Source organism: Burkholderia sp. Tr-20355 (assembly GCF_017104685.1).
Classification (GTDB): Bacteria; Pseudomonadota; Gammaproteobacteria; order Burkholderiales; family Burkholderiaceae; genus Burkholderia; species Burkholderia seminalis.
The window spans coordinates 1-11,889 of record NZ_JAAGPK010000207.1; the positions used below are offsets into that span (position 1 = coordinate 1).

Genomic DNA, 11,889 nt, shown 5'->3' on the forward strand with positions numbered 1-11,889 from the left:
GGTCTATCGCTCGCACCTCCACTTCATGACGGATCGCAAGCGATGGCTGTTTCCTCTGCACAATCGGTGAGTCGCGCCAGCGTGCGCGCGAGTTCGGCCGTGCGCCGGCAGGTCAGCACGACGGCGGTCACGCGCGGCTCGGCCGGCGGCAGCGCGACGCGCGCGGGCGTTACGCGGATGTGACGTCGCATGCGAGCCGCCAGTACGTTTCGGGTTGGTGGAGATCGGCGCGCATATGAGGCTCGAACAACGCAACCTGGCTCGCGTACGCGGCGACGGCGGCGGCTTTCGCGGCGGCGCCGCGCGACTGGCTGCCGGCCGGTGCGCCGACCGGATGCGCGATCCAGCCGCGTTCGCGCCAGTCGATCACGCGTTGGGCCATCAGGCCGCGGATACGGCGATACGGCACGTCTTCGTAGAAGCGCCAGACGCGCGACGCGTGCTCCGGCATGTCCGCGTTGTGCGGCAGCAGCGACAGCACGGCCTGCTGCACCTTCAGGTGATCGCGATGGAACAGGCCAACCGGCGCAAGCACGCCGAAGCCGTCGTGGGTATCGATCGCATCGGCCACGCGCGCGGCGATGGCGGTCGAGGCGGCCGGCACGCCGTACTGGTCGTCGAGGAAGTCGAGCCAGACGGGGTGCGCGCCGAGCAGTGCGAGCGCGCGGGCGTCCTCGGCGCGGCGCGCGCGCACGGCTTCGTCGGCGAAGTCGAAGCCGGCGCGGCGATCCCAGGGCGGTGCGGGCGTGCCGCGCGGCGGAATGCCCGCGAAGACGGTGACGACGATCGAACCGGGCGCTTGCGCGAGCAGTTGACCGCAACTGAAGACGGCATCGTCGAGATGCGGCGAGACGACGAGCCAGCGTGTCGGAATGTTCATGACGTGACGGTTCCCGTGGTGGGCGGCTGCGCCGCGGGTTCCGACGGGCCCGCACGCGCCGTGCCTGCCCGTCGCCGGTGTTCCCGCGAGGAGCGTATCCGATGATCGACTTGATCCGGCCGCCGGCCGGAAACTACGCAACGGCGGTGATGCTGGTCGCGATCGCGACCGTGCTGCAGGCGCTCGCGATCCGTTTCGGCGGCGTGAACCTGCCGTTCGCTCTGTACTACCCGCTGCTCGCCGGCGCCGCATGGGCGACGTCCTTCCTGTTCGGCGTCGTGTCGACCGTCGTGAGTGGATTGCTCGTGTGGACGCTGTTCCTGTCCGATCCGGCCGCCTATCCCGCCCCGCTGCCCGAACGGCTTGTGCAGCTCGGTACCTTCTTGCTCGTCGGTGCGCTGGTTTGCGCGATCGCGTCGATGTTGCGACACACTCGGGTCGCGAACGACCGCGTGCGCCGCCACGAGGCCGCCGCGCGCCGGCAGCTCGAAGCGGTGCTGCGCGCGCTGCCGCACGGCGTGATCGCGACCGATACGAAAGGGCGGGTGACCTACATCAACGCAGCGGCGGCCGAACTCGCCGGCTGCCGGCCGGACGACGCGGCGGGGCGGCCCGTGCGCGACGTGCTGAAAATCGTCGACCGTGACGGGCACCGCGTGCAGACGACGCCGCTCGACCGCGCGCTCGATGGCGCGGACGCCGTGTCCGACCGGCACTGGCTGCAACCGGATGGGGCTGGCGAGCCGGTACCGATCGTCGAGGTGGCGTCGCCGCTCGGCGACGCGGACGGCAACGTCGGCGGCGCGGTGCTGCTGCTGCGCGACGCCGGCGCGGATCGCGCGCGCGTCGACGCGTCGCGGTTGCAGCATGCGGTCGTCGACGCGTCGCCGGATGCGATCGTCGGCATCGACGCGAGCGGTCGCATTGCCAGCTGGAATGCAGCCGCTCAGCGGATCTTCGGCTACGACGAGGCGGACGCGCGCGGCCGCATGTTCGACACGTTGATCGCGATGCGCTGGTTGCGGCGCAATCCGCTGACCGCATCGTTCGACGCGATGCGCGAACCGGTCGGGCCGCTCGAGTTGCTGTGCGTGCGGCGCGACGGCCGGCGTTTTCGCGCGACCATGTCGGCGTGCCCGGTACGCGGCAACGCGCGCGAATGCGTCGCGCTGTCGCTGACATTGCGCGAAACCGGTGCGCAGCGCCGTCGCGACCTCCGCGCACAGCGTTCGCTGCAGGGCGCGCGCGATGCGCGCGACCAGGCCGACACGTCGAACCGGCTGAAGGACGAACTGCTGGCGACGGTATCGCACGAACTGCGCACGCCGCTGAACGTGATCTACGGCTGGATCGAGGTGCTGCGCAATTCCGGCGATCACGCGCTGCAGCACCAGGCCGTCGACGCGATCGACCGCAGCGCGCGCTCGCTCACGCGGATGGTCGGCGACATTCTCGATGCATCGTCGCTCGCGACCGGCAAGCTGCGGCTCGACACGACGCCAGTCGACCTCGTGCGGCTGTTTTCCGATTCGGTAGGCACGTTCCAGACGGCCGCGTCGTCGGCCGGCATCGCGCTCGAATTCGATTGCGACGCCGCGTCGTGCATCGTGTCGGGCGACGCCGAGCGCTTGCGGCAGATGCTGTCGAACCTCACGTCGAATGCGCTGAAATTCACGCCGGGCGGCGGCAGCGTGACGGTCCGGCTCGCGCGCGACGACACGCGCGCGGTGTTGACCGTCGCCGATACCGGGCAGGGCGTCGCGCCGGAATTCGTCCCGTACGTTTTCGACATGTTCCGCCGCGCGGACGATTCGCCCGCATCGTCGCGGCGCGGGCTTGGGCTTGGCCTGTCGATCGTGCGGCATATCGCCGAACTGCACGGCGGCCGCGTCACCGTGGCGAGCGCGGGCCGCAATCGCGGCACGACCTTCACGGTGACGCTGCCTGCCGGCTGGCAACCCGCTGGCGCGATGGCGTGGGGCATCGCGCAGGCGGTCAGGGAGCCGCGCGAGCCGTTCGCGCTCGATGCGCAGCGGATCCTGATCGTCGACGACGATGCGACGACGCGCGCGAGCCTCACGGCCGCGCTGACCACCTTCGGCGCGGCCGTCGCGATCGCGTCGTCGGGCCGCGAGGCGCTCGCGGTGGCCGCCGACATGCGGCCGACCGTGGTGCTGTCCGATCTCGCGATGCCCGACGGCGACGGCTTCTGGCTGCTCGACGCGTTGCGGCGCGGGTCTACGAACGGCAGCGGCGGCCAGGCCGACGTGTGCGTGCTGGCCGTCACCGCGCATGCGGGCCCCGCCGACGAACGTCGCGCGCTGGAGGCGGGGTTCGACGGTTACCTGTGCAAGCCGGTCGACGTGCGCGAGCTGGCAAGCAAGATCGCGCACGCGACGAAGCGCGACGGCTGACGCGCCGGCCGGGGCCGACAAGGCGTCACGTCGCGGGAGCCGGCCGGTTCTGCGTATGCACCTGCGCGAGCAGGTGCGACGCGATCCGCGTGCTGCGCACGAGGTCGCCGGGCGCATGGTGCGTGACCTGGCGCTGGATGAAATACCGGGCGGTGTGCGCGAGCCCGTTCGCCAGCGGCGTCGTCGCACGCCAGCCGAGCCGCCGATGCGCGGCGTCCAGGTTCGGCCGCCGCTGGCGCGGATCGTCGGACGGCAGCGGCCGGAACTCGATCGGCACCGTCGTGCCGACGATCCGCACGACCTCGCGCGCGACGTCGATCATCGCGATCTCGACGTCGCTGCCGAGATTGACCGGCTCGCACGCATCTCCCGGCTCCGCCATCAGCCGCATCAGCGCATCGACCATGTCGTCCACGTAGCAGAACGAGCGCGTCTGCCGGCCGTCGCCATACACGGTCAGCGGCGCTTCGGCGAGCGCCTGCGTGACGAAGTTCGACACGACGCGTCCGTCGGCCGGATGCATGCGCGGGCCGTAAGTGTTGAAGATCCGCGCGATCCGCACGTCGACGCCGTACTGGCGGTGATAGTCCATGAACAGCGTTTCCGCGCAGCGCTTGCCTTCGTCGTAGCACGCACGGACACCGGTCGGGTTCACGCGGCCGCAATACCCTTCGTCCTGCGGATGGACATCGGGGTCGCCGTACACCTCGCTCGTCGACGCCTGCAGGATGCGCGCCTTCACGCGCTTCGCGAGGCCGAGCAGGTTGATCGCGCCGTGTACGCTGGTTTTCGTCGTCTGCACGGGGTCGCGCTGGTAGTGGACGGGCGACGCGGGGCACGCGAGGTTGTAGATCTCGTCGACCTCGACATAGAGCGGAAACGTTACGTCGTGCCGCATCAGTTCGAAGTTGGGTGCGTCGAGCAGGTGCGCGATGTTGTCGCGGGTGCCCGTGTAGAAGTTGTCGACGCACAGCACGTCGTCGCCGGCCGTCACGAGGCGTTCGCACAGATGCGAACCGAGAAAGCCGGCGCCGCCGGTCACGAGCACGCGTTTTCGATCGTAGCCCTTCATTACGTATTCTCCTTGCGGTGGGCGAGTAAGCCCGGCGTGGCGGCCACGGGCGTGCGCCGGCCGGTGCCGGCCGAGGTGCCGGCGCGCTGCGGGTGCGCGACGTCGCGGTAGATGTCGACGAGCCGGTCGGCCACGCCTTGCCACGTGTAGTGCCGGTGCGCGCGCAGGTAGCCGGCGCGCCCGAGGGCCTCGCACAGATCCGGTTGCGTACGCAACTGCACGAGGCGCGCGGCCAGCGCGGCCGGGTCGCGCGGGGGCACCAGGTAGCCGGTCGTGCCGTCGTCGACCGTCGTGCGGATGCCGCCCACGTCGCTGCCGATCACCGGCGTCGCGCAGGCCATCGCCTCGACCGGGGTGATGCCGAACGGCTCGTACCACGGCGTCGTCACGAACACGTCGGCGGCGCTGTAGTACAGGTGCAGCGCGTCGCGCTCGCGCCGGCCGACGAAGGTCACGCGGTTGGCGATCCCCAGTTCGTGCGCGAACGCGGCGAGCCGTGCGAGTTCCGGATCGCGCGCGGGGTCGGGCGTCGCCTGGCTGCCGCCGACGACATAGAGGTGCGTCGGCCGCCGCGGATCGCGCGGCATGCGCGCGAGCGCGTCGATCACCGTGTCGATACCCTTGCGCGGCACGAGGCGGCCGAGCTGCAGCACGACGAACGCGTCCTGCCGCCAGCCGAGCCGCGCGCGCGCATCGACGCGCGGCACCGGCCGGAATTCCTGAAGATCGAAACCGCACGGCACGATCTCGATGCGGGTCTTGTCGGCGCGATAGTGCGTGATCAGGTCGAGCGCGTCCTGCGGGCATTCGGCGATCAGGCGATCCGAGCGCCGCGCGAGCGTGTCCTCGATCGTGAAACGCGCGTCCGGGAACCCGTCGGCCGCGCCCTGGTGCAGGCGCCGCACGCGGCCGAGCGCGTGGAACGTGGTGACGAACGGAATGCCGAGCTGCCGCTTCACGCGCAGCGCGACGTCGCCCGACATGAAGAAGTTCGCGTGCATCACGTCGACCGGGTGGGGTTCGCGCCGCATGCGCGCGATCATCGCGTCCGCGAACGCGACCATGTACGGCAACAGCTTCTCCTTGGGCACGTCCGACGGCGGTCCGGCCCGCACGTGGATCACGCGCATGCGCGTGCCGATCGGCACGACGTCCGGCAGGTGCGGATTGTCGCAACGCGTGTAGACGTCGACGTCGAGCCCGCGCTCGGCCAGTTGCTTCGCGACGTTCGCGACATAGATGTTCTGGCCGCCGGCGTCGACACCGCCGATCACCCCCAGCGGCGACGCATGTTCACTGATCAACGCGATTCTTTGCATGGCATTGCTCCCGGTATCGGGGCCGCGCAGACGGGCCGCCGTTGTCGCTCGTTCGGCAAACGGCATGCCCGGTGCATTGCCGGGGAAACCGCTTCCCGGCGTGCCGAAAAAATTACAACGCGTTGGATGAAAGGGCGTCCGATCGCGGTTTCCCGCGTACTTGCGCCGCTGCCAGCACGGCACACGACTTGCGCGGGGGATACGCACCCGCCGGCCAGGCCGGCCTGACAAAAGGAGGTCACGATGAAGTCATTCCCGCTGCAAGCCCGCTCTCCCCGAAACCGCCGTCGGCACGCGTTGCGCGCCGGCATGGCGGTCGCGATCGCCGCCGCCGCGGCGTGCGCGGTGATCGCGCCGAACGCGAGCGCGGCAGGCGACGACGCCGCCGCCTCGTCGTCATCGCAATCGAGCACGGGCACGAAGATTCGCGACGCGACGATCACGACCAAGGCGAAAGCCGAACTCGTCGGCACGAGCGGCCTGTCGGCCGGCGACATCCACGTGAAGACGCGGCACGGCACGGTGACGCTCACCGGCAGCGTGCCGGACGAGCAGCAGCGCACGCAGGCCGTGAGCGTCGTGAAGCAGGTCGACGGCGTGCAGGGCGTGCGCGATCAATTGACCATCCGGCCCAAGTAACGGGCGCCGCGTCCAGGGAGTCCAGTGATGAACTGCATGCTCAAACCGGTCGGCGAACAGACGATCGTGATCACCGGCGCGACGAGCGGCATCGGCCTCGTCACCGCGCGCAAGGCGGCACGGCGCGGCGCGAAGCTCGTGCTGTTCGCGCGCAACGAGGACGCGCTGAACACGCTGTGCGAGGAAATCCGCCAGCACGGCGGCCTGGCGGTGCCGGTCGCCGGCGACGTCGGCAACGTCGAGGATCTGCAGCGCGCGGCCGCGAAAGCGGCCGACACTTACGGCGGCTTCGACACGTGGGTCAACAACGCGGGCGTGTCGATCTTCGGCACAGCGGCCGCGGTGCCGCTCGAGGACCAGCGGCGGCTGTTCGACACCAACTACTGGGGCGTCGTGCACGGCTCGCTCGTCGCGGCCGATCATTTCCGGCGCAAAAGCGATTTCCACGGCGGCGCGATCATCAACATGGGCAGCGAGGCGTCCGATGCGCCGGTGCCGCTGCAGAGCGCGTACGTCGCATCGAAGCATGCGGTGAAGGGCTTCACCGATTCGCTGCGGCTCGAGATGGAGTCGGACCGTCTGCCGGTGTCGATCACGCTGATCAAGCCGGCCGCGATCGACACGATGTTCGTGATGCACGCGAAGAACTACATGAACGTCGAGGCGAAGCTGCCGCCGCCGATCTACGACCCCGATCTCGTCGCCGACGCGATCCTGTTCGCGGCCGCGCACCCGCGCCGCACGCTGTTCGTCGGCGGTGCCGCGAAATTCACGTCGGCGAGCGCGTATCACGCGCCGCGCCTGTTCGATCGCGTGGCGGCCACGCTGTTCTCGCGCGGCCAGCGCACGGTGCGGCCGGCACGGCCGCGCGACGACAACGCGCTGTACGAGTCGCGCCACGCGCTGCACGAGCGCGAAGGGATGGACGCCCCGGTGCTGCGCGGCTGCGCGTACAACGCGGTGGTGCAGCGGCCGAAGGTGGCCGGCGCGGTCGCGCTGGGCGCGGCGGCGCTCGTGTTCGCCGCGCTGGCGCGTTCGCGCCGGACATCCACGTGATTTCATTCATTTGCAAAGGAGTTCGACATGACATCCCGACAACACACGGGCCACGAATACAGCCATTCGCGCGCGCACGAAGGCGAGCGCGTGCAGCAGGACCACGACAAGGGCGGCCACCAGACTGGGCACGGCAAGGCGCCGAGCCCGGTCGACGTGCAGAAGGCGCTGAAGGGCATGGACTATCCCGCGAGCAAGGCGGAAGTCGTCCAGTGCGCGGAACGTTCGCACGCGGACGCCGGTGTGCTCGACATGCTGCGCCGGATTCCCGATCGCGAGTACGCGACGCCGGCATCGGTATCGAAGGAACTCGGGCGGCTGATGTAAGTGCCGCCGCGTCGCGCCGCGCGGGTTGCCGCGCGCGGCGCCTGACCCGTCACGAGGAGGACGAGCATGGCGATGATCGTCGCAGGCCGCTTCACGACGTTCGATGAAGCGGAAGGTGGGGCGCGCCACCTTTACGAGCGCGCGTTCGGCCCGGACGACGTATCGATCTTCTTTCTGAATCCGGGCGGCCAGCATGCGCGCTTTCCGATCGGCGGCGACGTGTATGCCGATACGGCGGCGAAGCCGGGCGGCCGCGGCGCGATGATCGGTGCGATGCGCGGGTTGCTGATCGGCGCCGTCGCGGGGCTGGTCGTCTATGCGGTCGGCGTGCGCTACTGGTTCGTGCCCGCGGCCGGCGCGCTGGCCGGCGCGTATCTCGGCGCGTTCGGCGGTGCGCTCGGCCGGATGCGCGGCGAGCAGGCCGAAGGCAAGGGCACGCTCGCGCGGAGCGAAACGGGCGTGATTCTCGCCGCGCGCGTGACGCCCGACACGGCGAGCACGGCCGAAGACGTGCTGCGCGCGACTGGCGCGCGCTCGATCGAGCGCGTCGAAGGCGACTGGCAGGACGGCGAGTGGCGCGATTTCGACCCGGTGCGCCGGCCGGACGAACCCGCGTCGGGCGGCCCGCGCTGAGTACGCGCTTTCCTGCATGCGCTTGCAACGCCGACCGGGAAAACGCGGCAGCAGCGCCGTGCGCCTGCGGGTCGCGCGCGGCATGCCGCTTGCGCAACAGGAACGGCACCCGTTCAAGGAGGAACCGATGACTACCGCACAGACGCCCCCGCCCCAGCAGCAACGCCATCAACCGGGCACCGAACGCGACATGCATCCGAAGCCGCGCGACGACGCGGCCGACTACGTCGGCAGCGGCAAGCTGGCCGGCAAGGTCGCGCTCGTGACGGGCGGCGACAGCGGGATCGGCCGCGCGGTCGCGGTCGGTTTCGCGAAGGAAGGCGCGGATGTCGCGATCGTTTATCTGAAGGAGTCCGACGATGCGGCGCACACGAAGCGGCTGGTCGAGCAGGCCGGCCGGCGTTGCGAGGCGATCGCGTGCGACGTCGGCGAGCGCCGGCAGGCACGCGACGCGGTGGCGCGCACGGTCGAGCGGCTCGGCCGGCTCGACGTGCTGGTCAACAACGCGGGCGAGCAGCATCCGCAACCGGGCATCGAGGACGTGACCGAGGAACAGCTCGAACGCACCTTCCGCACGAACGTGTACGGCATGTTCTTCTGCACGCAGGCCGCGCTGCCGCATATGCAGCATGGCGGGCGGATCGTCAATACGGCGTCGGTGACGGCCTATCACGGCAGCCCGAGGCTGCCCGATTACTCGGCGACCAAGGGCGCGATCGTCGCGTTCACGCGTTCGCTGGCGATCGAGCTGGCCGAACGCGACATCCGCGTCAACGCAGTTGCGCCGGGGCCGATCTGGACGCCGCTGATCCCGTCAACCTTCACCGCCGACCAGGTCGCGAAGTTCGGCTCGAACGTGCCGCTCAAGCGGCCGGGGCAGCCGGACGAACTGATCGACTGCTACGTACTGCTCGCGTCGGACGGCGCGAGCTACATGACGGGGCAGACGCTGCACCCGAACGGCGGCTCGATCGTCGGTGGCTGACGGCCGCCGGCGGCTTCCACGCAAGCACTAGGAGAAAGCAGATGAGACATCCGGACTGGACGATCGCGATGCTCGCCGCAGGCGCGCTCGCCGTGTCGGGGCTCGCCCGCGCGCAGGCGCCGAGCGAGCCGCCCGCTTCGAATTCGCACGTGCCGGGCGGCGTGATCAATCCGTCGTCGGGCGCGGGCGATGCGCGGATCGCGAAGGCGCCGCAAGGCGGCGACGCGGAATTCATCGACAAGGCCGCGCTCGCCGGCAAGGCCGAGGTGCAGGCGAGCCAGCTCGCGCTGAAGCAGGCGCAGTCGCCGGACGTGCGCGCATTCGCGAAGCGGATGGTGAGCGATCACGGCAAGGCGAATGCACGGCTCACCGAGCTTGCCGCGCGCAAGGGCATGAAGCCGCAGGTCGAACAGATTTCGGACCCCGACGTCGAGGCGCTGCGCGGCAAGAACGGCCGAGACTTCGACGTCGCGTATGTCGCGGCGGTCGGCCCCGACGCGCACCGCAAGGCGGTCGCCTTGTTCGAAAGCGAGGCGCGCGACGGCAGGGATCCGCAGTTGCGCGAATTCGCGAGCGCCACGCTGCCGACGCTCCGGCATCACCTGAGCATGGCGCAGGCGCTCGAACGCAAGGTGGGCGCGCGATAACGCGTGCCCGTTCAACCCCGGGCCGCATGCGCGGCCCGTTTTTTCCGGAGAGAGAGTCATGGCCCATCGGCAACCGAAACACGAAGGCATCCGCGAATTGCTCTGTCAGGCCTACGAAACCGAGCTTGGCGGCGCGAAGATCTACGAGGCCGCGCTGCAGTGCGCGACCGACGACGATCTGCACAAGGAGTGGGAGAAGTACCATCGCGAGACGCTGCATCACCAGGAGGTGCTGCGCAAGGTGTTCGAGACGTTCGGCATGGACCTCGACGCGCAGTCGCCCGGACGCAGCGCGGTCGCGGCCACCGGCCAGTCGCTGGTCCACGTGATCGAGCAGGCGCAGAAGCACGCCGATCCGGCCGTCGCGCAGGTCGTCGCGGCGGAATGCGTGGTGCTCGCCGAAACCAAGGACCACCTGAACTGGGAGCTGATCGGCTACGCGGCCGACCAGTTGTCGGGCGATGCGGCGAAGACGCTGAAGGACGCGCACGACGAGGTCGAGGCCGACGAGGATCACCACCTGTATCACACGCGCGGCTGGGCGCGCGAGATGTGGATCGAGTCGATGGGCTTCAAGGCCGTGCTGCCGCCGCCGGAGGAAGTGAAGAAAGTCGAATCGGCGGCCGAGGCGGCGCGCGCCGAACGCTCGCGCGGCAAGATGATGTGACGCGCGATGCGGAGCGGGCAGCCGTTCGCGCGGCTGCCCGGTTGCCGACGCAACCGTCTCGTGACGCTCAGGTGAGCAGGTCGACGATCATCGCGGCCACGGCCGCGGCCATCAACGCGACCGCGAGCCAGCCGAACGCTTGCGCTGCCGGACCGCTCCCGGGCTGCCCGGCAGCGTCGCGCTGCCTTGCGAGCAGCATCACGAGCACGAGCATCGGCACCGCCGCGACGCCGTTGAGCACGGCGCTCCAGTACAGCGCCCGGATCGGATCGATCGGGCCGACGCAGATCGCGATGCCGACGATCACACATAGCACCAGTACCGCGTAGAACGCGGGCGCGCGCCGCACGGGTTCGTTCAGCCCTTCGCGAAACCGCCAGGCTTCCGCGCAGCCGTACGCGGCGCTGCCGGCGAACGCCGGAATCGCGAGCAGCCCGCAGCCGACGATGCCGAACGCGAACACGACGAACGCGGCTTCGCCGGCGATCGGCCGCAGCGCCTCGGCCGCTTGCGCGGTGGTGCCGATATCGTGCCGGCCGTGCGCGAAGAACACGGCCGCACCGATCACCATGATGCAGAACGACACCGCATTGGTGACGATCATGCCCGTCCACGTGTCGAGCGTGACGCGCCGCTCGGTGCCGGCCTGCGTATCGGTCTGCGTGCCGGTCCCCTCGTCGCGCTGTTCGGCCGCGGTTTCCTCGACTTCGAGCGCGGCCTGCCACACGAACAGGTACGGGCTCAGCGTCGTGCCGAGCACGGCGACCGCGGTCGTCGCATACGCGTGCGTGAACGCGATCTGCGGCAGCACGAGCGCATGCAGCACGCCGCGCCAGTCGACATGAACGAAGCCGAGTTCGAGCACGTACGCGATCAGCCCGAGCGTCATCCATTTCAGCCAGCGCGCATAGCGTTCGTACGACAGCATCACCTGCAGCGCGAGCGAGGCGATTCCGTAGAGCGGCGCATACCAGTAGCCGCGGCCGCCGGCGACGAGCGCCGTCGCGTCGCCCATCGCCGCGAGATCGGCGCCGACGTTCACGACGTTGACCACCGCGACCATCACGATCAGCGCCTTCGCGAGACGGTCGGAGAAGTGCGTGCGAATGCCGGCGACGAGGCCTTCGCGGTTGCGGCGTCCGACGAAGGCCGCCGCGAGCTGCACGGCGACCATCATCGGCAGCGTGACGACGATCATCCAAAGCATGTTGAAACCGAACTGGCTGCCGGCCTGCGCGTAGACCGCGATG

12 protein-coding genes and 1 pseudogene are annotated in these 11,889 nt (G+C 70.0%); 8 read left to right on the top strand and 5 right to left on the bottom strand.

Going from position 1 to position 11,889, the window contains the following annotated elements; translation table 11 throughout:
- Positions 1–68: 68 nt before the first annotated feature.
- Positions 69–191: pseudogene (locus tag G3N62_RS36160) on the bottom strand (glycosyltransferase family 2 protein); the annotation flags it as partial.
- Complete coding sequence (locus G3N62_RS31240) at positions 170–880, bottom strand: PIG-L family deacetylase (protein WP_059561225.1); 711 nt, start codon at positions 878–880, stop codon at positions 170–172. The gene G3N62_RS31240 and the pseudogene G3N62_RS36160, both read right to left, overlap by 22 nt.
- A gap of 101 nt (positions 881–981) precedes the next feature.
- Between G3N62_RS31240 and G3N62_RS31245 the strand changes: the two genes are divergently transcribed.
- Positions 982–3,294, top strand: coding sequence for an ATP-binding protein (locus tag G3N62_RS31245; protein WP_124608204.1), 2,313 nt, complete (start codon positions 982–984; stop codon positions 3,292–3,294).
- Between the two features lie 25 nt (positions 3,295–3,319).
- Here G3N62_RS31245 and G3N62_RS31250 read toward each other — a convergent pair whose 3' ends face one another.
- On the bottom strand, positions 3,320–4,366 hold the full coding sequence (locus G3N62_RS31250; RefSeq protein ID WP_034189971.1) for a UDP-glucuronic acid decarboxylase family protein: 1,047 nt from the start codon (positions 4,364–4,366) through the stop codon (positions 3,320–3,322).
- A complete protein-coding gene (locus G3N62_RS31255) occupies positions 4,366–5,685 on the bottom strand; it encodes a glycosyltransferase family 1 protein (protein WP_124669548.1) in 1,320 nt (439 codons plus the stop codon). Before G3N62_RS31255 ends, G3N62_RS31250 begins: the two co-directional genes overlap by 1 nt.
- A gap of 243 nt (positions 5,686–5,928) precedes the next feature.
- Between G3N62_RS31255 and G3N62_RS31260 the strand changes: the two genes are divergently transcribed.
- The 7 genes from G3N62_RS31260 (at position 5,929) to G3N62_RS31290 (ending at position 10,639) form a co-directional block, all read left to right on the top strand.
- Positions 5,929–6,324, top strand: coding sequence for a BON domain-containing protein (locus G3N62_RS31260; RefSeq protein WP_034189972.1), 396 nt, complete (start codon positions 5,929–5,931; stop codon positions 6,322–6,324).
- Between the two features lie 27 nt (positions 6,325–6,351).
- Complete coding sequence (locus G3N62_RS31265) at positions 6,352–7,380, top strand: SDR family oxidoreductase (protein ID WP_124669547.1); 1,029 nt, start codon at positions 6,352–6,354, stop codon at positions 7,378–7,380.
- Between the two features lie 27 nt (positions 7,381–7,407).
- Positions 7,408–7,707 carry a DUF2795 domain-containing protein gene (locus G3N62_RS31270; RefSeq protein ID WP_049035074.1) on the top strand — a complete coding sequence of 100 codons (300 nt, stop codon included), beginning with the start codon at positions 7,408–7,410 and terminating at the stop codon, positions 7,705–7,707.
- Positions 7,708–7,773: 66 nt separating this feature from the next.
- Entirely contained in the window at positions 7,774–8,340 is a 567-nt protein-coding gene (locus G3N62_RS31275; RefSeq protein WP_124669546.1) for a hypothetical protein, read from the top strand.
- Between the two features lie 127 nt (positions 8,341–8,467).
- Entirely contained in the window at positions 8,468–9,325 is an 858-nt protein-coding gene (locus tag G3N62_RS31280) for an SDR family oxidoreductase (protein WP_200087146.1), read from the top strand.
- A gap of 41 nt (positions 9,326–9,366) precedes the next feature.
- A complete protein-coding gene (locus tag G3N62_RS31285) occupies positions 9,367–9,972 on the top strand; it encodes a DUF4142 domain-containing protein (RefSeq protein WP_124669544.1) in 606 nt (201 codons plus the stop codon).
- Positions 9,973–10,030: 58 nt separating this feature from the next.
- Positions 10,031–10,639: a DUF892 family protein gene (locus tag G3N62_RS31290; RefSeq protein ID WP_034189977.1), complete on the top strand. Its 609-nt coding sequence runs from the start codon at positions 10,031–10,033 to the stop codon at positions 10,637–10,639.
- A gap of 67 nt (positions 10,640–10,706) precedes the next feature.
- Here the strand turns inward: G3N62_RS31290 and G3N62_RS31295 are convergent.
- Positions 10,707–11,889, bottom strand: a 1,183-nt coding sequence (locus tag G3N62_RS31295) for a divalent metal cation transporter (RefSeq protein ID WP_241013257.1), incomplete at its 5' end; no start/stop codon positions are given.